The sequence below is a fragment of the Streptomyces sp. NPDC021115 genome (assembly GCF_044333065.1).
Lineage (GTDB): Bacteria > Actinomycetota > Actinomycetes > Streptomycetales > Streptomycetaceae > Streptomyces.
Window position 1 is genome coordinate 637,195 of the sequence record NZ_JBIRQF010000005.1, and the last position, 20,642, is coordinate 657,836.

Here is a 20,642-nt window from a genome sequence, read left to right on the forward strand (position 1 = left end):
CAACGAAACGATTGAGGTCATGGAAGCCCAAGACATCGAAGTGCCCCAGGCGGAGTCTGCCGTGGAGACCCCCGCACCGCGACGGTGGTGGACGCTGCTGGCGGTGAGCGCGGCCCAGTTGCTCGTGGTGCTGGACGGCACGATCGTGAACATCGCGCTGCCCTCCGCGCAGAGCGCGCTCGGCATGTCCGACGCGAACCGGCAGTGGGCGATCACGGCGTACGCTCTGGCGTTCGGCGGGTTGCTGCTGATCGGGGGCAGGGTCAGTGGCGCGCTGGGACACCGGCGCGCCTTCGCCATCGGCCTGGTCGGCTTCGCCGTGGCGTCCGCGCTGGGCGGGGCCGCGGTCCGTCCCGGGATGCTCTTCGGGGCCCGGGCGCTCCAGGGTGTTTTCGCCGCCCTGCTCGCGCCCGCCGGGCTGTCGCTGCTGACCACGACGTTCACGGAGCCGCGCGAACGCGGCCGGGCGTTCGGCGTGTTCGCCGCGGTCGGCGCCGCCGGGTCGGCCATCGGCCTGGTCGCTGGTGGACTGCTGACCGAGTACGCCAGCTGGCGATGGTGTCTGTACGTCAACGTCCCCGTCGCCCTGTTCGCCGTGCTCGGTGCGGCCTTCGTGCCACGGGACCGTCCGGTCCGCGACGGTGGACGGCTCGACATCGCGGGCGCACTGCTCAGCGCCACCGGATTCGCCGCGGTGGTCTACGCCTTCAACGAGGCCGAACCGCTCGGCTGGGGCGCGCCGAAGGTGCTGGCACTGCTCGCGGCTGGTGTCCTGCTGCTGGCCGCGTTCGCCGCCGTCGAGGTCCGTGCGCCCCACCCGCTGCTGCCGATGCGTGTGCTGCTGCACCGGGCCCGCGCCGGTGCGTACCTCTCGATCACCCTGATGTTCGTCGCGATGTTCGGCTTCTACCTGTTCATGAGCTACTACACCCAGACCCTCCTCGGCTATTCACCGGTGCGGGCGGGCCTGACACTGATCGTCAACGCCCTCGCCGCCCTGCTCGGCTCCACGCTCGTCTCCGGGAGGCTGCACGGACGTGTCGCACCCGTGGCGCTGATCCTGCCCGGCCTGATCGCCGCGGCAGCCGGGATGTTCCTCCTGACCCGTCTGACCCCGCAGAGCACGGACATCCTGCCGCTCCACCTCGTACCCGCCCTGGTGCTCACCGGGCTCGGTCTCGGCTGCGTCATGCCGCCGACCGCCAGCCTGGCCACCGCGGGCATCGAGCGGCACGACATCGGGGCCGCGTCGGCGGCCTACAACGCCTGTCAGCAACTGGGAGCCGCACTCGGCACCGCGCTGCTGAACACCATCGCGGCCAGCGCCACCGCATCCCACCTGGCCTCGGCACGCGATGACATCACACCGGTCGCGGCGTCCGTGCACGGCTACACCACCGCCTTGACGGTCGGCTTCGCCATCCTCCTCGCCGCCGCGTGCGTCGCCGCACCGCTGACCGCTTCGACGAAGGGGAGATAGAACGTCCCGTCACACCGTGGGCCTGAGCAGACCGGCTTCGACCAGCCCGGCCAGGCCCAGGTCCATGTCGGTGAGCCGGCCGTTCAGGATGTGGGCCACGTACTGGTCCCTCGGCAGCGTGATCGGCTCGACGAACTCCTCGGCGTCCGGCGTGGGGTCTGCGACCTTGCGGCAATCCCGGGCCAGTGCCGCGTACCGCACGTGGGTGGCGTAGGAGGCCAGGTAGGTGTTCGCGACGACCTGGAGCGAACCGGCCTCGTACCCCGTCTCCTCCAGCAACTCGCGTGCGGCGCCTGCCGCGACGTCCTCGCCGTCGGCGACCAGGCCGCCGGGTAGTTCCGCCAGTACCGTGCCCGGCCCGGGCCGGTACTGGCGCACCAGGATGCCCTGCCCGTCCTCCGTCAGCGCGACCACGGCGACCGTGCGCGGGCCCACCAGGATGTCCCAGTCGGACTCCCGGCCGTCGGGCTGAACGTAGGTGCGGCATCGCACCGTCAGGTATCCGGCCGGGCGAGGGCGTTCGCTCTTGAGCGTCCACGCCAGCGGGTCGGGCTCTGTGGCTGTCACGTTCGGCATCTTATGCGCCGTATGGTGCGATTGCCGTCATAGGGGCGATGCCGCCCGGGGTCAGGGAAGGGGTTCGACTTCCAGATAGCGGTGGCGGCCGCGCCCCCGGTACTCCAGCGCCTCCCAGCCCAGCCCGCGCAGCACCCGGGCGCAGTTGCCCAGCGCCTCTGCCGCCGCGTACGCCGCGCCACTCCCCGTGGGGCCCAGCCACTCGACCCGGACCACCCCCGGCTGTTCGGTCTGGCCGCAGCGGTATCCCGTCGCCAGCCGGTGGCCGTCGGCATCGACCGTCGAGGGTGGGATGCCCGCCGCCTCCAGGGAGATGGCCACGGCCCGTACCGGCTGGTGGCGTTCCCACGCGGCGGGTGTGGTGAGACCGAGCAGCCGGCGGATCTCCAGCAGGCCGTCGAACGCCGCCCGCACCGCCGCCGTCCGCTCCCGGGTGCCCGCGCCGGGTGGCGCTTCGTCGCCCGTGGCCGCCGCGAACTCGCCGCCGCTCTCCGCCGTCACCCGCCACCACCTCCCGTTCGGGGCCTCTCGCAGGGTCAGCGCGCGGCGGACCGCGCGACGCGGAAGCCAACGTCGTCCACCCGGAAGGCCGGGTGGCTGCGGCGTCGCACGGAGGCCCGGCAGCTCCAGTGTTCATCGAACCAGCCACCGCCGCGGAGCACCCGGTAGCTGCCGTAGACCTCGGGGTCGTAGAGGTCCCAGCACCACTCCCACACATTGCCGAGCGTGTCGTGCAGCCCCCACGCGTTGGGCTGTTTGCCGCCCACGTCGTGGAGCTGTTCCCCCGCGTCGCCGCGGTACCAGGCGATGTCGTCGAGCGGCCCGTAGCGCGGCCCCGTCGTACCGGCGCGGCAGGCGTGCTCCCATTCGGCCTCCGTCGGCAGCCGGTAGCCCTCCGCCGACGGGTCCCACTCGACGCCCTCGCCGTCGGCGTGCAGCTGGTAGGCGGGTGCGAACCCGTCGTGCCGCGACAGCGCGTTGCAGAACTCCACCGCGTCCCGCCACGACACGCCTTCCACGGGCGCCGCGTCCCGCTCGGCGGTGCTCGGCCGCTTGCCGGTGATCCGGGCGTACAGCTCCTGGGTGACCGGATACGCCCCGAGCCGGTACGGCGTGAGCTGGACCGGCCAGCTGCGCCGGGTGCGCCGGTCCGACAGGGTCACCTGTCCCGGCGGGATGTCGATCATCTCGTGCCATGCACTCGGGTTCACGGGCCGACGATACCCGGGTGGACGTCTGCGGCTGGATTCCCTATTTTTCCTACTGGGTTAATAGGGAAAGATCGTGGGTGGCAGCTCGTGCCGGATGAAGGCGGCGCGTACCGGAGGGAAGAGGAGCAGGCGTGACGGTGGTGGATGCGGTGACCGAGACACGCGACCGCGCGCGTTGGCTACAGGTCGCCCATGAGGCGGCGGACGACCTGGCCACCGACGCCGTGGTGCGCGACCAGGCCGGGAAGACCCCCTTCGACGAGGTCTCGCGACTCCGGGAGGCGGGGCTCCTGTCGTTGCTGATCCCCGCCGAGAGCGGGGGCGGCGGGGCGGACTGGCCCACGGCCCACGCCGTCATACGGACGATCGCCGCGGCCGACGGGGCGATCGGCCAAGTGCTCGGCTGTCACTACCTGCTGTCCTCGAGCGCGCGGTTCTTCGCCGGGCCCGACCTCGCCGCCCGCGTCGAGCGGGAGTCCGCGGCGGGCCAGTGGTGCTGGGGCGGCGGACTGGCCTCCGTGGAGCCGCGGCTGACGCTCACCCCGGGGCCGGGCGGCTATGTGCTGAACGGGCGCCAGGGGTACGCCACCGGCGTCCTGGTCGCCGACCGGCTCGCCGTACGCGCCGACCACTCCGAGACGGGGGAGCCGCTGGCCGTGCTCGTCGACGCCGGGCACCCCGGCGTGGTGTCCGGGGGCGACGGCGGGGACACCTTCGGCCAGCGGCTGGCGGCGGGCGGAAGCGTGGAGTTCGACGGGGTGGGGGTCGAGAGCGACGCGGTACTGGGCCCGCTGTCCCCGGACGACGGCACCCTGTCGCCGTTCGCGGGGCTGTCCGCGCCGACCGGGCGGCTGGTCTCGGCCCAGATCTGTCTGGGGATCGCCCAGGGGGTGCTCGCCGAGGCCCGCGAGTACACCAGGGCCGCGGACGTGCCCTGGCGGCTGGACGGGCCGTCGTACGGCTCGCCCCGGAATCCGTACGTGCTGACGACCTACGGGGAGCTGACCGTCGCCACGTTCTCCGCGTCCGCGCTCGCCGACCAGGCGCTGGAGGCGCTGGACTGCGGGCTGGCCCGCGGTGAGGACCTGACCGACGACGAGTGCGCCGAGATCACCATGCTGGCGGCGGCGGCCGAGGCGGCCGCCGCCGGTGCCGCGCAGGACGTCACCGCCCGTGCGCTCGACGTCCTCGGCGCCCGCTCCGCCGCCTCCGCGTACGGATTCGACCGGTTCTGGCGCAACGTACGGACCCACACCCTCTGCGTCCCGGTCGCCCCGCGGCTCCAGGAGGTGGGGGACTACTTCCTCCACGGCGAGCACCCTCCGTTCGCCCTGCCCTTCTGATCGCCGTGGCCCCCGGTGGCGGATAATCACCGCATGCGGATCTCTGCGAAGGCGGACTATGCGGTGCGGGCGGCTCTGGAGCTGGCGGTGGCGGTGGACGGTATCTCTCTGAAGGCCGAGACGATCGCCGCGTCGCAGGGCGTGCCGCACAAGTTCCTCGAAGGGATCCTGGGCGATCTGCGCCGGGGCGGGCTGGTGGCCAGCCAGCGCGGCGGGAAGGGCGGCTACCGGCTGGCCCGACCCGCCGACGAGATCACGATCGCCGATGTGATCCGCGTGGTCGACGGGCCCCTGGTGTCCGTACGGGGCGTACGTCCGCCCGAGCTGTCGTACCACGGCCCGGCGGAGTCGCTGCTGCCGCTGTGGGTCGCGGTGCGGGCCAACGTCCGCAAGATCCTCGGGGAGGTCACCCTGGCCGAGGTCGCCGCGGCCGAGCTGCCCGAGGAGGTCCTGGACCTCGCGGAGGACCCCGAGGCGTGGACGAATCCGTAGCCCCGTAGCCCTCGTAACCAGCACGTGGGACACCCCTTGACGGGACCCGCGCGGCGCTCGACACTCCTCGGGAGGGATTCCTAGCGGATAGGTGGGGAATGATGAGGCCAGGGCAGGCGGCCGCCGATCGAGCGGTCCGCGCGCATCGGCCATCGCCCCTTCTGACCTCCCGCCGCCACATCGACCTGCTGCGCGTGTGCAGCGCCGCAAGTCTTCCGTTCTGAGCCGACGGCCTTCCGGGGGCACCTGACACCGCCGTCATGCGCCGTCGCGCGCGCACGCCGTCGCGCGTTCACCGCGGGCCGCTCACCGTACGTCTCACCATCAGCAGAGAATCCGACCTGGGGAGAAACGTGTCTGTTACACCTGGGCAAGCCGCACCATCCTCGCTGTCCGTGCCGTCGTTCCGGGGAAGAATCGGCCGAGACGCGCGCAGCGGGCACTACGCCGTGCCGCGCCGCTATCGCCTCCATCTGTCGCCGTCGTGCCGCCACTGTCTGCGGATCGCCATCACCCACAGCCTGCTCGGCCTCGACGACACCCTCCCGGTGACCCTGTTGCCCACCGTGCCCGACGGCCCGGACGGCGGACACTCCGCACTGCGCCTGATGTACGAGGCCAGTGCGCACCGCTACGCCGGGCCGACCGCGGCCCCGGTGCTCAGCGACGACTGGTCGGGCCGGATCGTCAGCACGCACGTCCCCGACATCCTGCGCGACCTGGACCGCCGCTTCGGCAGCGCGAGCCCCGACCGGCCCGTGCTCCACCCGTGCGGCACGGAGCGGGAGATGGAGGCGGTCGCACGCCTCTGCGAGCACGACATCAGCGACGCCGTCCAGCGCGCCGGGCAGCCGGACCTCGACGACGCGGCGCGCGGTGCCGCGCTCGCCACCGTGTTCCGCGCGCTGGACACGCTGGAGCGACGGCTCGCGACCCGGACCCATGTCCTGGGCGACGCGCTCACCGCCGCCGATGTGCAGGTGTGGGTGACCCTGGTATGGCTCGACACCGTGCACCGGAAGCATCTGGACGCCGCCGCCGTGCACCGCATCACCGACCATCCGCACCTGTGGGCCTACGCACGGCGGCTGGCCGCCCACCCGGCGTTCGGCCCGCACCTCGATCTGGACGGCATCGCCCGCCGTCACCACGCCCACTGCCGGGGTCTTGAGGCCGCGGGAGCGGCGGTGCAGATCCTGGACTGGGCGGCGCACGCACGGTCCAGGACCTCCGTCGAGCCGAGCTGACACCACTTCACGGGCCGCCCTGTACGCCCTCCCGCAGCTCACCGCAGCCGGGCGCGCAGGGCGGCCACCTGCCCGCGCAGGCGCTGCAGCGGGGTGGGCGGCAGCGTACGGGCGGCCCCGCGCGCGTAGTACCGCTCGACGTAGAACTGCCCGGCGCTCAGCACCGTGGTGACCGCGATGTACCAGAGGGTGGCAACCATCAGCAGGGGGATGACCTGGTAGGTCTGGTTGTAGACCAGCTGCACCGAGTACAGCAGGTCGTGCACGGCCAGGACACTGACGATGCTGGTGCCCTTCAGGGTGCCGATCAGCATGTTCCCAGCCGTCGGCACGATGGAGCGCATCGCCTGGGGTACGACGATCCGGCGCAGGGTGTGCCACCGCCCCAGGCCCAGTGCCTGGGCGGCCTGGGTCTGGCCGGGGTCCACGGAGAGGATGCCACCACGCACCACCTCGGCGGCGTAGGCGGCCTCGTGCAGGGTCAGGCCGATGACGGCGGTGAGGGCGGGGCCGAACAGGTTGACCGTCTTGACGGTGACGAACTCGGGGCCGAAGGGGATGCCGACGCCGAGCGTCGGATAGAGGGCGCCGATGTTGAACCAGAACAGCAGCTGGACCAGCAGCGGCGTGGAGCGGAAGATCCATACATAACCCCAACTCAGCGTGGAAAGCACCGGGTTGGTGGACAGTCGCATCACGGCCAGCAGGGTGCCGAGCAGAAAGCCGAGCACCATGACCACCGCGGTCAGCCACAGGGTCAGCAGCAGCCCGCCCAGCACGGCGGTGGTGGTGAAGTAGTTCCCGACCACGTCCCATTGGAAGGCGGGGTTGCGGACGACGGAGTTGACCACCATCGCGAACACCAGCAGCGCGACGGCCGCGGCGAACCACCGGCCGAGGTGGCGGCGTGGCACGATCCGCGGCACGCCGCCGGAATCGCCGGGGTCCGGGGGCTGGTGGGCGGAAGCGGGCACGGGGTCGGGGGCGGTGACGGCGGAAGGCGTGGCTGACGTGGCCATCTGGGGGCTCTCCGGGGAAGGGTGGCGGGCGTGGGGATGAGCACCCTGGTGGCATGCGGCCAGGGCGGGGCTTCATCACGCTCGCCGCGTCCCTCAACGCGGGCGGAGCCGGTCCAGAGGCGATGGTATGCGCCGACAGCGTGCGACTGTCAACGTGGCGGGGAAACGGTCCGCCATCCGAGTCCGCCGTCCGAGTCCGCTATCCGGGCACCGGTTGACGCCGGGCCAGGTGTCCTGCTCAATTAGTCGCATGCATGCCCAGCAGCGTTTGGTCACCCGTGGCCACATCGACTTCGGTCGAGTGTGGTCCGCCGCGTGTTGCGCCTGACTCGGCAGCGGGCCCTCTGACCGGCCCTTCCCTCCCTCGGTGACCCCGTCGCGGGCCGAGTTCCTCCCTCGTACGCGCGCTGCCGCCGCACCTCTTCGCGCCTCATCACACCGGCTCCACCCCCGCTCAGCACGACGCTGATCCACCGTCATCCACCGGCTGGACCAGCGGGTGTCCCACTCTGCCCGCGTGGCTCTTCACGCCCTTCCCGAAAGGCCCTTCGCATGCCCGTGGAATTCCTCGGCATCGCCGCCACCCATGACGGCTCCGAGACCACCCCGCGCTCCGGCGCCGCGTTCGACAAGGAGTACACGCTCCGGCTGGCCCGGGCGCACGAGGACCACGGCTGGGACCGGGTGCTCTTCGCCTACGGCTCCGGCTCGGCGGATCCCGCCCCGGCGGCCGCGTACATCGCCAGCAGACTGGAGCGCCTTCAGATCCTGCTCGCCCACCGGCCCAACGTCTCGTACCCGACGTACGCCGCCAAGACCTTCGCCACCCTCGACCAGATCAGCGACGGGCGGCTGACGGTGCACTTCATCACCGGCGGCAACGACCACGAGCAGGGCCGGGAGGGCGACACCCTCACCAAGGACCAGCGCTACGAGCGCACCCGCGAGTACATCCGGATCGTGAAGAAGGTCTGGACGGCGGACGAGCCCTTCGACCACGAGGGTGAGTACTACCGCTTCCACGACTTCGTCAGCGATGTCCGCCCCGTCCAGCAGCCCAGGCCCGGGGTCTCCTTCGGCGGCTCCTCCGCGGCGGCCTACGCGGCCGGGGGAGCGGAGGCCGACATCTACTGCCTGTGGGGCGAGCCCCTGGAGAAGACCGCGGAGCAGATCGGGGCGGTGCAGACGGCCGCGCGGGCGGCGGGCCGCACCGATGTCCCGCGCATCCAGGCGGCCTTCCGGCCGATCATCGCCCCGACCGAGGAACTGGCCTGGGAGAAGGCCCACCGCACGGTCGGCGCGATCCGCACACGGCGTGAGCAGGGGCTCGTACGCCACCACCGCAACGGCGCCCCCGAGAACACCGGCTCCCAGCGGCTGATCGCCATCGCGGAGCAGGGCGAGCGCTACGACCGCGCGCTGTGGACCCCGACCGCCGCCGCCACCGGTGGCGCGGGCAACTCCAACGCCCTGGTCGGCACGCCCGAGACGGTGGCCCAGGCGCTACTGGACTACTACGACCTGGGCGTCGACATCCTCTCGGCCCGCGGTTACGACCTGCTGCGCGACGCCATCGACTTCGGGCGGCACGTCATCCCGATCGTCCGTGAGGAAGTCGCCAAGCGCGATGCCGAGCGCGCGGCACGCGGCCCGCAGTCCCTCGCGGCGGTGCGCGCATGACCGCACTCACGCGGCTGCCGCCCGCCGAGCCGACCGCCGTCCCCGCCGAGGTGACGGTCGTCTCCGTCGAGGTCGGCGACTCGCGGGTGGCGCCGCTGCTGCGTGAACTGGGCCATGAGTACTCCACCCGCTACGGCAAGGACGCCCACGGCGAACTCGCCCGGTACCCCGACTGGGAGTTCACCCCCGCACACGGCGGAGTGCTGCTCCTGCTGCTGGAAAACGGGGAGCCGGTGGCGGGCGGCGCCTTCCGCCGCTACGACGGGACCACGGCCGAACTGAAGCGGATCTGGACCCACTCCGCCCATCGCCGCCGCGGACTCGCCCGCCGGGTCGTGGCCGAACTGGAGCGCGAGGCGGGGGCGTACGGCTATCGGCGCGTCTACCTGACCACCGGGCCGCGTCAGCCCGAGGCCCGCGGCCTGTACCTGGCCACCGGCTACACACCGCTGTTCGACACCGAGGCCGATCCGGAGACCATCGGCCCGCTCCCGTTCGAAAAACACCTCACCACCGACGCGCATACCCGAAAGGCTTCCACCCCGTGAACCACGCCCGCGCGAGACTGCGCCTCCGCCCGGCCGCCGCCACCACCGTTCTCGCGCTGACCCTCGCGGGCTGCGGTTCCGGTGGCACCGGCGGGACTTCGGCGGCGGGCGCAGCGTCCCCCGCGCCGACCCAGAACCCGGTCGCCCAGGTGCACAAGGACGACTCCGTCGCCGCCCTGCTGCCCGCCGACGTCAGGAAGTCGGGCACGCTGCGGATCGGCAGCTCGGTCGGGGGACCGCCGAACGCGTACTACCCGCAGGGCACGGGCGGAAAGCCGGTGGGCCAGGACATCGACCTCGCGAACGCGGTGGCAAAGGTCCTCGGCGTCGAACTCCAGCGCCAGGACGCCTCGTTCGAGACGATCCTGCCCGCCCTCGGCAGCGGCAAGTTCGACGTCGGGACCGGCAACTTCGGCGTCACGGCCGAGCGGCTGAAGACCGTCGACTTCGCCACCTACATCAACGACGGCCAGGGCTTCGCGGTGAAGAAGGGCAACACCGCGCTCGGCGGCAAGGTCACCGACCTCACCAAGCTGTGCGGCCTGACCATCGGCACCGGCGCGGGCACCACCTTCGAAGCGACCCTCGAAGCGCGCGAGAAGGTGTGCGCCACGGCGGGCAAGAAGCCGTACGAGGTGAAGGTCTACTCGGAGAACGGAGCCATCCTCACCGCGCTCCAGCAGGGCCGCATCGACGTGGAGATGTCCACCATCAACGGCCTCCGCTACCAGGCGGCCCAGAAGGCCGCGCAGACTACCTTCCTGGGCGAATACCACCGGCTCGACGTGGGCTTCGCCTTCAAGAAGGGCTCCCGGCTCACCCGGGCCTTCCAGGCCGCCGTCAATGAGCTGATCAAGGACGGGACCTACGCCCGCATCCTCGACAAGTGGGGCACGAAGGCGTCCGCGATCAAGACCTCGCGGATCAACCCGCCCGAACACACCTGACCTGTCTCAGGTCCCGGGGTGGATCTGCTCGACGCGGTCGCGCTTGGTGTACATGTCCCAGTAGTGCTGGGCGAGGTCGTCCGGGTCGACGACGGGGAACGCCGTAGCCGACTCGGAGCCGGCCATGACCGTGGTGGCCCGCTCGGCCATCTCGCTGCGGGCGACGAAAGCCGCGATGGAGAGGGTACCCGCGTAGATTCCGGCGTCGGCCAGCTCGCCGTTGAGGGAGTACACGTAATTGCGGGCGGCGGACATGATGGGCCCGACACCGCTGAGATGGGCCCTCGGCTCCACCGCTGAGTGACCGGTGGTCATCAGGAAGGCGCCGTCGCCGCGCTCCGTCCACTCCGGCAGTGCGGCGCGGACCACCTCCACGGGGGTGAGCAGGAACAGCGGCAGCATCCCCTCCAGGGTGGCGGCGTCCAGCCGGGCGGCCGGGGTGAAGCTCTGCTCGCCGCTGATCGGCCCGTACTCGATCACATCGATCCGGCCGAAGCGGTCACGGATGGCGTCGAGCAGCGCGGGTACCTCGGCGGGCTTGTGCAGATCGGCGGAGAACGCGGCCGCCTCGACGCCTTCACCGGCGAGCTGCTCGACGAGCGCGTCCAGACGGTCCCTGCGGCGCGCCACCAGGGCGACCCGGAAGCCTTCGCGCCCGAAGCGGCGGGCCACGGAGGCTCCGAGGCCGGTACCGGCACCGAACACGGCGATCACTTTGGACATGGGAATGCTCCTTGCGCCAGATAACTTGACATGGAGGTCAACTTAGGTTCGACGGTAACATAAAACTTGACCCCAGGGTCAAATTAGGTCGGCGGGAGCGTGCGACCATGGACGGCGCCACGGCAGACCAGGAGGAACGACCGGATGCGGGCCGATGCGCAACGAAACGCGGAGAAACTGCGGGCAGCCGCGGCCGAGCTCTTCCAGGAGCGCGGCCTGCACGTACCGCTGAAGGAGATCGCCCGGCGGGCAGGCGTGAGCCACGGCACCCTCTACAACCTCTTCGGCACCCGCGAGGCACTCATCGACGAGGTGGTGGCCGACCTGGCGGCGGACCGCCTCGACGAGATCGCCCAGCAGGCCATGGCTTTCGAGGACGCCTGGGAAGGGTTCGCGTACTACATCGAGAAGCTCTGCGAACTTCAGGCCACGGACCCCGCGGTCGCCGACGTGGTCGGCGGCCGCTACCCGGGCGCCGAGCGCCTCATGGCCGTCTGCGCCCGGACCATGGATGACACGAAGCGGATCGTCGAGCGGGCCCAGCGGGCGGGGACCCTGCGCCCCGACTTCACCAGCGAGGACCTGGTGTTCGCCTTCGGCGCCAACGCCGTACTGACCCGCGCCGCGTCCGACCCGGGCTCGGGCGCCTGGCGTCGCGGTATCGCGTTCCTCCTCGACGGGCTGCGCACGGAAGCCGCCCGTCGGCCGCTCCCCGCCGAACCCCTCACCCCGCAGCAGGTGTACGAGGTGATGGGGCACCTCAGCGGCAAGCCGTAATCTTGTTCCCTTTCGCTGGAAAGGGACATGAATCGTATGGCCGTCTCCTCACAAGCCCCGTCCCAAGGCCGTGCCGCCCGATTAGTGGGGCGGGCCCCCGCCGGGGTGCGGCCGTATCTGGAGTTACTCAGGCTGGACCGGCCGGTGGGGGCCTGGCTGCTGGTGGTGCCCGGATGGATCGCATTGGGAGCGATAGCCGGGCCCGGGGACGAGGGTCTGCTCGGGCTGCTGCTCCTGGTGTACGGGGTGCTGTACGGGGCGCTGATCTGCTGGGCCGTGGGGACGGACGTGATCTACGCCTGCCAGGACCGGGAGGCCGATGTGCGGGCCGGGGTGCGGTCCGCCGCCGTGCTGCTGGGGCGGCGTAGCCGGGTGATGGTGGGCGGCGTGTACGCGGGGTGCGTGGTGCTGCTCGCCTGGTTCGGGGTCGTGGCCGGGTTCGGGCCGCTGTACTGGCCCGGACTGTGCGTGGTCGCGGGGCAGTTGGGATGGCAGGTGTGGCGGGCCGACCCCGCGGATGCCGGAGCCTGCGGGCGGGCGTTCGGCACCAATCCTCTGTGCGGACTGCTCATCCTCGTGGCCGTGCTCGCCGGGCGGGTCGGTACCCTCGGCTGAGGGCACGCATCCTTGGAGGTGCTGGTGGGACTGCGGGAACGGATCGCGGCGGAGCTCACGGCGACCATGCACGGCGGGGATCTCAAGCTGGAGCGGTACGCGGGACCGCCCGGCGATCCCGGGCTGTTCGGGATCGCGCCGGGGGATCCGGTGTGGCGGGTGCACGGGCACGCCACCGGGATGCTCACCGGCGGGTTCGCCGCGCTGATGCTCCAGTCGCTGCATCCGCTGGCCATGGCGGGGGTCGACCAGCACTCCGACTTCCGCGCCGATCCGGTCGGGCGGCTGAACGGAACCGTACGGTTCATCACCACAACCACCTTCGGCTCCTCGGCCGCCGCCCGCGAGGTGATCGACCTCGTCCGGCGGATCCACACCCGGGTGCACGGCACCGCCCCCGACGGCCGACCGTACCGCGCGGACGACCCCGACCTGCTCACCTGGGTGCACACCGCCGAGGTACGCAGCTTCCTCGCCGGCCACCAGACCTACGCACCCCGGCCGCTCCGGCTGACCCCCGCCGAGTGCGACGCCTACTACCGCCAAGCCGCCCCCGTGGCCGAGGTGTTGGGCGCGCGGAACGTACCGCGCACCGCCCTCGAAGCCGAGCGCTACCTGACCCGCCTCCGCCCCCAACTCCACGCCACCCCGGCCGCGTTGGACTCGGTGCTGTTCCTCCGCCGATTCGGACGCACACGACGGGAGCGGCTGGTCGTGGGCCTGCTCATGAACGCCTCGGTCGGGCTCCTCCCCGACTGGGCCCGCACCGAACTCCGCATCCACCGCCCGGCCCCCGTCCGCACCGGCTGGGACCGCCCCCTGGCGACGGCCGTCGGACGCACCCTCGAGTGGGGGCTCGGGCCTTCCCGCATCCAGGCCGCCGCACGGGGTCGGCTGGCGGGGGCTGCTGATCGGCCATGATCTGGCCGTCGTCACGGACATCTCCGAAGCCATCGTGTGCTGCTGACATCACTTCCGGGCCAGGCGCTGCGCACGGATCGCATCGATCCGGAACAACCCCATCGGGCCGAATCGCGTCTTGATCGGCAGCGGACGCGTAGCGGCCAAGGGAGAGATGGCCGTTTGCACCCTGCTATACACGTGATGTATAGACGCGATGTATAGGGGATGGCCTGCGCTTCCGTGAGAACCACAGACGGAAAGGCACCCATGTACGGCAAGGCATTCGCCCCGGAGTACCAGGGCTCCCTCACCAGCACCCTGTCCGTGAACTCTTCGCTGGCCGACGTACTGGCCACCGGCACCGAGCAGTTGCGCGCCGCCGAGCAGAGCGGCTGCCCGCAGGAGACCGCCCGCGTGGGGCTCGCGGTGGCCGAGGCCCACCGCAGGCTCGGGCATGTGACGGATGCAGACCGCCAGTGGAAGGCCAGCTATCGGGCGGCCCGTACGGCGGGCGACGCCGGGGCGATGGCCTGGGCGCTGTGGAGCGGCGGCACGCTGGCGCGGCAGCGTGGCGCACTGGCTTTGGCGTGGCGTCTGCTCGGATTCGCGGCCGAACTCGGCGAGCGCGGAGGCGACATCCTCGCCCGCGGCTACTCGCTCGCCGGGCTGGCCGAGACGGGCCGCATCCAGGGCGATTACGAGGCCGTGAGCGCGCTGCACGAGCAGCTTCTCGCCGAGGCGCGGGAACGTGGCGAGGCCCGGCACACCGTATGGGCGCTGGAGGGCATCGCCCAGATGCACCGCAACACCGGGTCGTACGACACCGCGTACGCGATGTTCGAGGAGTCGGCGGCGATCGCCGCACAGGCCGACGACCGGCGCGGACACGCCTGGGCGCTGCGCGGCCTGGCCGACATCGTGTCCGTACGTGACGGCGACGCGGACCGCGCGCTGGACCTGCTCGCCGAGGCGGAGGTGACGTGCCGGACGATGAACCTGATGAGCGCCCTGGCCTACAACCACAAGATGCGTGGCAATGTGCTCTACCGCGCGGGCCGCTTCGCGGAGGCACGCGATGTGTACCGGCAGGCGCTGAGCGAGTTCCGCACCATGAGCGAGCCGCGCGGCGAGGCGCTGGCCAGGCTGGGCCTCGTCAAGTCCCTCGCGCGGCTGGGGCGTGACCGTGCCATGACGGCCGCCGATCTGGACGAGCTGGCCGATGTGCTGGACCGCATCGGACTGCGGCACGCCCGCCGGATGGTGGACCGGGCGCGGGTGGAGTTCGGCATCACGGAGGTGGCGGCGGAGGCGTCCCCGGAACACCCCAGGGAGGCCGTCCCCGTGGGCCGGTGAGCCCACCCCGGGGCGGCGGCCCCGCATGGAGCCACCGCCCCGGGGGTTGCGCGACCGGGCGAAACGGGGCTTACCCGGAAGCCTGGTCGTTGTCCTTCATCGCACCCCAGCCGTGCCACCGCTCGACCTCGATCCAGACGCTGGTCCGCGTGCGGTCCCGGTCCGGGTAGGGGCCGTCGATGTAGAGGCGGGCGATGCGGTCGATGTCGGCCAGGCCCTCGTCGGCGCGGATCTCCACGACCCGTCCGATGAGCGTGATGTGGGTGTACCAGTTGTCCTTGTCCAGGACGGTGAGCGTCACCCGCGGATCGTTGCGCAGATGCTTCAGCCGCACCCGGCCGTCGTCCAGGTTGACCAGGACGCGGCCGTCCTCCCACGCGTACCAGGTGGCAGTGGACACGGGAGCGCCGTCCGAGCGCACGGTGGCCATGACGGCCGGATTGGGGTGGCGCAGCAGTTCGACGGCATCGGGCGGCAACGGCGGCTTGGACATGAGACCTCCTTGCTGACGGGTGGCGGGACGGGCCGTCCGAGCTGGCGGGCCCCGCACTGCCGGGATGCTACGCGACCGGCCGCGCCCGGGCCCAAGGGGCGGAGGCTCACTGCCGGCTGAGGCGGCGGGCCGGGATCAGTGGGCGTGCGCCCGGCGGGTGCGGTGGGAGGTGACCGCTACGAGGGCGATCAGCATCCCGGGCAGCGACGTCTCCGCGTCGGCCACGCCGTCCGCCGTGACCCAGGTCGCCCCGGACGACCGCAACGGACGGTTCGGCAGGAGTGCGGATGTGGAGGCTGGCCGGTGGCTCATCGTCGGTACACGGCGGTACCCCGAGCAACACACCCCGCGGACGCGGGGCCGACTGACTAGGTCCTGTCCGGTCGATCAAGCCGGGCTCAGTCTTCGGGAATCCGTACCACCGAGGGGCTACGGGGCACCTCTGTCGGATCAGGCGGCGATCGGCTTGCGGTAGCGGACGTACTCGTTCTGGCGTTGGAACCCCACGCTCTCGTAGAGGTCGTAGGACCGGTGCGGATTCGCAGTCCCGGTGTACAGCCGGGCGGTCTGCGCACCGTGCTTGCGAAGGCACCGCAACCCGTCCAGCAGCAGGGCCCGCCCAAGTCCCAGACGCCTTGACTCTGCCCGGACGCTCAGCTCTTCGACTTCGCCCACAGTGGGGTCGTGCCGACGGATGGAGCACAGGGCGACCGCAGCCATATGTTCTCCATCCCAGGCAGCCCGCCAGCAGGTCGGGTCGGCCGTGGCATCTACCAGGCTGAAGACACGCCGGTATCCCGTTTCGAGCAGCAGCGTCGTTGCATCCTGTTCACAAGCCATGGCGTTCGCGCCGAACACAGCCGTCTGTGAGGTTCCATGCTGCTGCACGAGCTGGCGGATACGGCATTCTGTCCAGTCGAGCATGGCTGAGCCGATGCCCTGACCGCGGTTCTCGGGCAGCAGGTAGCCGCGGTGCAGGTACAACCACGTCCCGTCCCGCTCCTGCCACCACCTGATCGTCACGTAGCCGACGCCGCCGCCGTCGTGCTCCACCATGACCTGGTTCTCGGATGGGCTGTCCAGCTTGGCGCAGGATTCGGCGATCTCGGCCGCCGTGGGGATCCCCTCCACAATCGAGCGGGCGTCGATCCGATCCCGCTGTGCACAGCCCAGCCGCACAGCGGCCATCCCGCCGTGGTCGTGGTGGCCGTGATACGGCCGGAAGACGTAGCCAGGCAACCGTTCCCACGATGCAGGGCCGCTGCCGCTGTTCACGCCCACACCAAGACCCCCGTTACGTTGGATATGCGGTGTCATCGATCACGGAAGCGTAGGCCGTGCCGATCAGACGGCAGAACTCAGGTGCAGTGGCGTGACCTGCCCGAACGCTTCGGACCATGGAAAACCCTCTACGAACGGCACCGGCTGCGGTCGGCTGACGGGACATGGGAGAGCCTGCTGCAGCAGGTCCAGGCCGCAGCCGATGCGGCGGACAAGATCGACTGGGACATCTCCGTGGACTCCACCATCGTGCGCGCGCACCAGCACGCCGCCGGCGCCCGCCCCGACCCGCCTCCAGTCCCCGCATCAAAGGGGACCACAACGGCAGAACACCAGGGCGAAACGCCGTGACGGAACCTGCACGGCCGTCTGGTGGAGGTGAGGGCCTGGGCTGCTCGCGCGGCGGCGACAAACGCGGCTACGTCTTTCTCGGCCTCGTCACCGTCGCGGCCATCGTCATCTGGCCGTACGTGATCGCCCGGACAGGTCCTAGGTGATCACCGATCGGAGGCCGCCCCATGAAAGCGCGAGACTAGCTGGCGGTAGCCGATCAGTGTGCAGGCGAGGCTGGTGAAGGCCAGGAAGCGGCTGGCTTTGCGTTCGTGGCGTCGACGCAGGCGTCGGCCGCCACCAGTTCTTATGGGTATTTTCCGGATGAGGGGCATTTTGTCATGGTGGCTGCGGCGGAATCCCTCCAAAGGCTTCCTGTTGGTGCGCGTACGGGAAGGTCGTGAAAATCAGGCGGTTGTTTCCTGTTTCCGTGCGCGACGTCAACCGAAACCCCTATGCGTGATGGAGGTCGTGGCAGTGCGGAGACGAGCGATGAACCTGATGGCGGCCGTATTATGCGCCGGTGCCGTCGTGGTGGGCGCCGGTGCTCCGGCGAATGCTGCGGAGCCCGAGCCGGAAGTTATTTCGATCGATCTGCTTCTGGCCGGGTCCTATGCGGACGCGGTCCGGGATGCGATGGGCATCTGGAACAAGGCCGTCCCTGGAATCAAGTTCGTCGAGCAGGACACCCCGGCGGCTTTGCGGGTCAAGGAATACACGACCGCGAACGGCACCGCTTCCCATGCCTTCCTCAACGGCCTGGGCAGGGGCTGGGGTTATCTCGAAACCGGGGATGCTCAGAAGTACAAGCCGTCCCGGATCGCCGTGCATGAACTGGGGCACATTCTGTCGCTCAGTGACCTTGGACCGGGCAGCGTCTGCTCCAAGGTGATGTCCGGCGCCTGGGCCGGCCCCGAGTGCACCAACGATCAGCCGGACGCGGAAGAAGCCGCCGAGGTCGCGGATTTCTTCGCCGCGCACGATGTCGGTGACCCGGTACCGGGCTGGGGCACTCCTTCAGAGGGCTGAACGCCCGAGACGCCGGGTGCCACTCCCGGAACTACGCCTTGCAGGTCAGATCGTGCGCGGGGAGCCGTCCTGTACGCAGGTAGGCGTTGACGCGCTCGTCGACGCAGGCGTTGCCGTACTCGCCGTGCAGGCCGTGTTGACGGGCGCCGTCCACGGTGAGCAGCCGGGAACTCGGCCACTGCTCGCGCACGGCCTGGGCACCGGCGTAGAGGGTGCGGGGGTCACCGGTGGCGGCCACGAGCAAGGCCGGGACGTCGTTGTCGAGCACGGTCGGTGTCTCGGTGGGCCGGTCCCAGAACTCGCATGGGGTGATGTCGTTCGCCAGCGGCCCCGTGAGGGGGAACCGCTCGCGTGACTTCTCGACCGCGCGCCAGTAGCTGCCGACGCCGCGCCGCTCGGCCACGTCGCTACAGACGATCGCGGTCATTTGGCTCGAGGGGGCCGAGCCTGCCCCGGTCAGCAGCAACTCCAGCTGCCCGGCGAGCGCTTGGTACGGCTCGACCGGTTCCCGGTCCGCGGCGCGCGCCAAGAGGCGGACGGTCGCGGCCAGGTCGGCGCGCCGCTCGTCGAGGTCGCTGCCGAGGCCGCCGATGAAGAGGGCGGGGAGGACGTGTTCGTCCAGCAGGTACGCCTTCCCGATCCGCAGTGGCTTCTGCGTGGCGGCGTCGAGGATGTGCTGGACTGTTGCCAGGACCTCGGCGCGTGTGGCGCCCAGCCCGTAGGTGGAGTGCCGTGCGGCGGCCCAGGACGCCCAGGCGCGCAGGGCTGACTCGTTGGCCGCTTCGGCGCCGCGCAGCAGGGTCTGGTTGTAGTGATCGGGGGGATTGACGCCGTCGAGCACCACGCGGTCGGTTTCGATGGGGTGCAGCGTTCCGCCCTATGCGGTGGTGCTGATTCCGCCCCGAATGATCCACAAGACCTCGAGCGGGAAGGTGCAGCGCTGGATGGCGCGCCGCTGTTACCTGGCCGGTGAGTTCGAGGAACTCGCCCGGTGGGAAGCGGTCTCGTAAGGGACGCGCCCCAGGTCCTCGTGACGGGCCGACGACAGGTTTGTATTGTTCTGGCGGCACGCTCCCATACGGCCGGAGGGTATCTTTTAGGGGGAGGTCGCGCTGCGCTGTGGCACCGGCCGGGAAGAAAGGACCAGGAGCCATGGCTGGCCAGAATCAGAAGACGCACAAGGATGAGGTGATGATGCGGCTTCGCCGCATCGAGGGCCAAGTCCGTGGCCTCCAGAGACTGGTGGAGACGGACACGTACTGCATCGACATCCTCACGCAGGTATCGGCGACGACGCGCGCCCTTCAGTCGTTCGCTCTGCAGATGCTGGACGAGCACATGGCCACCTGCGTGAGCAGTGCCGTCGCCGAAGGTGGCGAGGAGAGGGAAAAGAAGCTGAAGGAGGCGTCCGACGCCATCGCACGGTTGGTGCGCTCCTAGCGTTTCCCGTATGACGCCCTTGCGCGGAGCCCCAGGCGGATATCCGCCTGGGGCTCCGCGCTGGCGTCCGGGCGTGCGGATCAGTGCTGGTGGTCGCCTTCGGGGGCTTCGGGACTCTGGCTCCCGGCCGGTTCCCGCACGCTGCGGTCGGCGTCGACGGTGAAGCTTGCCGTGCGGACCTTGCCCTGGTGCTGGAAGTCGAGGAAGAGCCGGTAGGTGCCCGCGCTGGGCGCGGTGGCGCTGAAGGAGATGGTGGGGCCCGGCTTGGTCTTGCCGTCGCCGGGGGTGCCGTTGGGATGTACGTGCAGGTAGGCGAGGTCTCCTGAGCGCAGGGCCACCAGGTGGCCGTAGGCGCCGAGGTAGGGGTCGAGGTCGGTGACGGAGTGCCCGTTCTTGGCGACCTTCAGCTTGAGCTCGCTCGCGGCCCCCGGCCGCAGTCGGCCGTCGAGGGTGACCGTGTAGCCGTCGACTTCGGCGACCTTCGCGGGTGCGGGCAGCGGGGCCGGGCGATAGGAGCCGGAGACAGCGAGGTCCGTGCCCAGGGTCAGGCCCTTCGCGCCCTTGGCGGCGGGCGTGAAGTCGGCGAACAGCCGGTACGTGCCGGCTGTGGGGAGGCCCGCGCTGGTGCTCCAGGTGCCGTCCGATGACCGGGTGGGGTGCAGGTGCCGGAAGGTGCCCAGGTCCCGGGAGGCAAGGATCAGGTGGAGTTCCTTGTCGTGTTCGCGTTTGAAGGCGGTGACCTTCCGGCCCGCGCTGTCACGGATGGAAAAACGGAGTTCGGACTTCTTCACCGCGGGGATGCGCGGGGTCTCCAGGTCCAAGCTGTAGCCGTTCTCCGCGATCTGGAGGCCACCCGGTGGCGTGCTCTGGCCGTTCTCGGCGTGTTCGCCGTGCTCGCCTTCCTTGTCCTGGTCGTTGGTGCCTTCGTGTTCCGCATGGGCCGCGGGTTCGGCCGAGGTGCCGATCGGGACGACCGCATCGCCCACCCCGTAGGCGGCTCCGAGGGTGGCGGCGAGCGCGACAGCGAAGGCAGTGATTTTCAAGGGGGTGTTCATCGGTTCTCCGTAAGTTGTTGGGCGGCCCGGGAGGGCCGGGTGTGGCTGATCGGTTCTTGCCTGCAGTGGCTTCCAAGGAGTGGCCGCCCGGTCCTCCGGG

23 protein-coding genes and 1 pseudogene are annotated in these 20,642 nt (G+C 70.8%); 14 read left to right on the top strand and 10 right to left on the bottom strand.

From position 1 onward, the window contains the following. Window positions 1-19 precede the first annotated feature (19 nt). The gene (locus ACH4TL_RS20370) at window positions 20-1,480 is read left to right on the top strand and encodes an MFS transporter (protein WP_398315979.1); all 1,461 of its coding nucleotides are present in this window, start codon (window positions 20-22) and stop codon (window positions 1,478-1,480) included. Window positions 1,481-1,489: 9 nt separating this feature from the next. Here ACH4TL_RS20370 and ACH4TL_RS20375 read toward each other — a convergent pair whose 3' ends face one another. The 3 genes from ACH4TL_RS20375 to ACH4TL_RS20385 are packed head-to-tail and all read right to left on the bottom strand — an operon-like array spanning window position 1,490 to window position 3,243. Further along, complete coding sequence (locus ACH4TL_RS20375) at window positions 1,490-2,047, bottom strand: NUDIX hydrolase (RefSeq protein WP_398315981.1); 558 nt, start codon at window positions 2,045-2,047, stop codon at window positions 1,490-1,492. A 60-nt stretch (window positions 2,048-2,107) separates the two neighbouring features. Then, window positions 2,108-2,557: a hypothetical protein gene (locus tag ACH4TL_RS20380; RefSeq protein WP_398315983.1), complete on the bottom strand. Its 450-nt coding sequence runs from the start codon at window positions 2,555-2,557 to the stop codon at window positions 2,108-2,110. Between the two features lie 35 nt (window positions 2,558-2,592). Then, window positions 2,593-3,243, bottom strand: coding sequence for a formylglycine-generating enzyme family protein (locus ACH4TL_RS20385; protein WP_398316072.1), 651 nt, complete (start codon window positions 3,241-3,243; stop codon window positions 2,593-2,595). A 155-nt stretch (window positions 3,244-3,398) separates the two neighbouring features. Between ACH4TL_RS20385 and ACH4TL_RS20390 the strand changes: the two genes are divergently transcribed. The 3 genes from ACH4TL_RS20390 to ACH4TL_RS20400 all read left to right on the top strand — a co-directional run bounded on the left by ACH4TL_RS20390 (window position 3,399) and on the right by ACH4TL_RS20400 (window position 6,349). Next, a complete protein-coding gene (locus ACH4TL_RS20390; protein WP_398315985.1) occupies window positions 3,399-4,610 on the top strand; it encodes an acyl-CoA dehydrogenase family protein in 1,212 nt (403 codons plus the stop codon). Between the two features lie 33 nt (window positions 4,611-4,643). Further along, window positions 4,644-5,102, top strand: coding sequence for an RrF2 family transcriptional regulator (locus ACH4TL_RS20395; protein WP_398315987.1), 459 nt, complete (start codon window positions 4,644-4,646; stop codon window positions 5,100-5,102). Between the two features lie 353 nt (window positions 5,103-5,455). Then, on the top strand, window positions 5,456-6,349 hold the full coding sequence (locus ACH4TL_RS20400) for a glutathione S-transferase C-terminal domain-containing protein (RefSeq protein ID WP_398315989.1): 894 nt from the start codon (window positions 5,456-5,458) through the stop codon (window positions 6,347-6,349). 38 nt (window positions 6,350-6,387) lie between these two features. Here ACH4TL_RS20400 and ACH4TL_RS20405 read toward each other — a convergent pair whose 3' ends face one another. Then, window positions 6,388-7,368: an amino acid ABC transporter permease gene (locus ACH4TL_RS20405; protein WP_398315991.1), complete on the bottom strand. Its 981-nt coding sequence runs from the start codon at window positions 7,366-7,368 to the stop codon at window positions 6,388-6,390. Between the two features lie 552 nt (window positions 7,369-7,920). Between ACH4TL_RS20405 and ACH4TL_RS20410 the strand changes: the two genes are divergently transcribed. From ACH4TL_RS20410 to ACH4TL_RS20420, 3 genes are read left to right on the top strand one after another with little or no spacing between them, the layout of a single operon-like run. Continuing rightward, window positions 7,921-9,048, top strand: a complete 1,128-nt coding sequence (locus ACH4TL_RS20410) for an LLM class flavin-dependent oxidoreductase (RefSeq protein ID WP_398315992.1) — start codon at window positions 7,921-7,923, stop codon at window positions 9,046-9,048. Continuing rightward, window positions 9,045-9,596: a GNAT family N-acetyltransferase gene (locus ACH4TL_RS20415; protein ID WP_398315994.1), complete on the top strand. Its 552-nt coding sequence runs from the start codon at window positions 9,045-9,047 to the stop codon at window positions 9,594-9,596. Before ACH4TL_RS20410 ends, ACH4TL_RS20415 begins: the two co-directional genes overlap by 4 nt. Then, entirely contained in the window at window positions 9,593-10,543 is a 951-nt protein-coding gene (locus tag ACH4TL_RS20420; protein ID WP_398315996.1) for an ABC transporter substrate-binding protein, read from the top strand. Before ACH4TL_RS20415 ends, ACH4TL_RS20420 begins: the two co-directional genes overlap by 4 nt. Window positions 10,544-10,549: 6 nt before the next feature. Here ACH4TL_RS20420 and ACH4TL_RS20425 read toward each other — a convergent pair whose 3' ends face one another. Continuing rightward, complete coding sequence (locus ACH4TL_RS20425) at window positions 10,550-11,266, bottom strand: SDR family NAD(P)-dependent oxidoreductase (RefSeq protein ID WP_398315998.1); 717 nt, start codon at window positions 11,264-11,266, stop codon at window positions 10,550-10,552. Between the two features lie 144 nt (window positions 11,267-11,410). Here ACH4TL_RS20425 and ACH4TL_RS20430 point away from each other — a divergent pair, with 144 nt between their 5' ends. From ACH4TL_RS20430 to ACH4TL_RS20445, 4 genes are all read left to right on the top strand, one after another. Continuing rightward, window positions 11,411-12,043, top strand: a complete 633-nt coding sequence (locus ACH4TL_RS20430) for a TetR/AcrR family transcriptional regulator (protein WP_398316000.1) — start codon at window positions 11,411-11,413, stop codon at window positions 12,041-12,043. Between the two features lie 27 nt (window positions 12,044-12,070). Then, complete coding sequence (locus ACH4TL_RS20435) at window positions 12,071-12,658, top strand: UbiA family prenyltransferase (protein WP_398316002.1); 588 nt, start codon at window positions 12,071-12,073, stop codon at window positions 12,656-12,658. Between the two features lie 24 nt (window positions 12,659-12,682). Further along, a complete protein-coding gene (locus ACH4TL_RS20440; RefSeq protein ID WP_398316004.1) occupies window positions 12,683-13,579 on the top strand; it encodes an oxygenase MpaB family protein in 897 nt (298 codons plus the stop codon). 249 nt (window positions 13,580-13,828) lie between these two features. Further along, entirely contained in the window at window positions 13,829-14,914 is a 1,086-nt protein-coding gene (locus tag ACH4TL_RS20445; protein WP_398316006.1) for a tetratricopeptide repeat protein, read from the top strand. 70 nt (window positions 14,915-14,984) lie between these two features. Here the strand turns inward: ACH4TL_RS20445 and ACH4TL_RS20450 are convergent, their stop codons facing one another. From ACH4TL_RS20450 to ACH4TL_RS20460, 3 genes are all read right to left on the bottom strand, one after another. Beyond that, window positions 14,985-15,407, bottom strand: coding sequence for a PPOX class F420-dependent oxidoreductase (locus ACH4TL_RS20450; RefSeq protein WP_398316008.1), 423 nt, complete (start codon window positions 15,405-15,407; stop codon window positions 14,985-14,987). Between the two features lie 135 nt (window positions 15,408-15,542). Next, window positions 15,543-15,719 carry a hypothetical protein gene (locus ACH4TL_RS20455; protein WP_398316010.1) on the bottom strand — a complete coding sequence of 59 codons (177 nt, stop codon included), beginning with the start codon at window positions 15,717-15,719 and terminating at the stop codon, window positions 15,543-15,545. Between the two features lie 138 nt (window positions 15,720-15,857). After that, on the bottom strand, window positions 15,858-16,688 hold the full coding sequence (locus ACH4TL_RS20460; protein WP_398316012.1) for a GNAT family N-acetyltransferase: 831 nt from the start codon (window positions 16,686-16,688) through the stop codon (window positions 15,858-15,860). 72 nt (window positions 16,689-16,760) lie between these two features. On the opposite strand from ACH4TL_RS20460, the pseudogene ACH4TL_RS20465 reads away from it, so the two are divergent. Together ACH4TL_RS20465 and ACH4TL_RS20470 are read left to right on the top strand one after the other, a co-directional pair. Further along, window positions 16,761-16,970 (top strand): annotated as a pseudogene (locus ACH4TL_RS20465) (transposase); the annotation flags it as partial. Between the two features lie 540 nt (window positions 16,971-17,510). Next, on the top strand, window positions 17,511-18,047 hold the full coding sequence (locus ACH4TL_RS20470) for a snapalysin family zinc-dependent metalloprotease (RefSeq protein WP_398316014.1): 537 nt from the start codon (window positions 17,511-17,513) through the stop codon (window positions 18,045-18,047). A gap of 31 nt (window positions 18,048-18,078) precedes the next feature. Here ACH4TL_RS20470 and ACH4TL_RS20475 read toward each other — a convergent pair whose 3' ends face one another. After that, a complete protein-coding gene (locus tag ACH4TL_RS20475) occupies window positions 18,079-18,891 on the bottom strand; it encodes an alpha/beta hydrolase (protein WP_398316016.1) in 813 nt (270 codons plus the stop codon). A gap of 308 nt (window positions 18,892-19,199) precedes the next feature. Here ACH4TL_RS20475 and ACH4TL_RS20480 point away from each other — a divergent pair, with 308 nt between their 5' ends. Beyond that, the gene (locus ACH4TL_RS20480; RefSeq protein ID WP_398316018.1) at window positions 19,200-19,487 is read left to right on the top strand and encodes a metal-sensitive transcriptional regulator; all 288 of its coding nucleotides are present in this window, start codon (window positions 19,200-19,202) and stop codon (window positions 19,485-19,487) included. Window positions 19,488-19,567: 80 nt separating this feature from the next. Here ACH4TL_RS20480 and ACH4TL_RS20485 read toward each other — a convergent pair whose 3' ends face one another. Continuing rightward, window positions 19,568-20,542, bottom strand: coding sequence for a hypothetical protein (locus ACH4TL_RS20485; protein WP_398316020.1), 975 nt, complete (start codon window positions 20,540-20,542; stop codon window positions 19,568-19,570). Between the last annotated feature and the right edge of the window lie 100 nt (window positions 20,543-20,642).

Bases quoted from the DNA above. Each gene is read 5' to 3' on its own strand.
- ACH4TL_RS20370 (WP_398315979.1), top strand. From the start codon at position 20: ATGGAAGCCCAAGACATCGAAGTGCCCCAGGCGGAGTCTGCCGTGGAG.
- ACH4TL_RS20385 (WP_398316072.1), bottom strand. From the start codon at position 3,243: ATGATCGACATCCCGCCGGGACAGGTGACCCTGTCGGACCGGCGCACC.
- ACH4TL_RS20395 (WP_398315987.1), top strand. From the start codon at position 4,644: ATGCGGATCTCTGCGAAGGCGGACTATGCGGTGCGGGCGGCTCTGGAG.
- ACH4TL_RS20405 (WP_398315991.1), bottom strand. From the start codon at position 7,368: ATGGCCACGTCAGCCACGCCTTCCGCCGTCACCGCCCCCGACCCCGTG.
- ACH4TL_RS20410 (WP_398315992.1), top strand. From the start codon at position 7,921: ATGCCCGTGGAATTCCTCGGCATCGCCGCCACCCATGACGGCTCCGAG.
- ACH4TL_RS20415 (WP_398315994.1), top strand. From the start codon at position 9,045: ATGACCGCACTCACGCGGCTGCCGCCCGCCGAGCCGACCGCCGTCCCC.
- ACH4TL_RS20425 (WP_398315998.1), bottom strand. From the start codon at position 11,266: ATGTCCAAAGTGATCGCCGTGTTCGGTGCCGGTACCGGCCTCGGAGCC.
- ACH4TL_RS20430 (WP_398316000.1), top strand. From the start codon at position 11,411: ATGCGGGCCGATGCGCAACGAAACGCGGAGAAACTGCGGGCAGCCGCG.
- ACH4TL_RS20435 (WP_398316002.1), top strand. From the start codon at position 12,071: ATGAATCGTATGGCCGTCTCCTCACAAGCCCCGTCCCAAGGCCGTGCC.
- ACH4TL_RS20445 (WP_398316006.1), top strand. From the start codon at position 13,829: ATGTACGGCAAGGCATTCGCCCCGGAGTACCAGGGCTCCCTCACCAGC.
- ACH4TL_RS20450 (WP_398316008.1), bottom strand. From the start codon at position 15,407: ATGTCCAAGCCGCCGTTGCCGCCCGATGCCGTCGAACTGCTGCGCCAC.
- ACH4TL_RS20455 (WP_398316010.1), bottom strand. From the start codon at position 15,719: ATGAGCCACCGGCCAGCCTCCACATCCGCACTCCTGCCGAACCGTCCG.
- ACH4TL_RS20470 (WP_398316014.1), top strand. From the start codon at position 17,511: ATGAACCTGATGGCGGCCGTATTATGCGCCGGTGCCGTCGTGGTGGGC.
- ACH4TL_RS20480 (WP_398316018.1), top strand. From the start codon at position 19,200: ATGGCTGGCCAGAATCAGAAGACGCACAAGGATGAGGTGATGATGCGG.
- ACH4TL_RS20485 (WP_398316020.1), bottom strand. From the start codon at position 20,542: ATGAACACCCCCTTGAAAATCACTGCCTTCGCTGTCGCGCTCGCCGCC.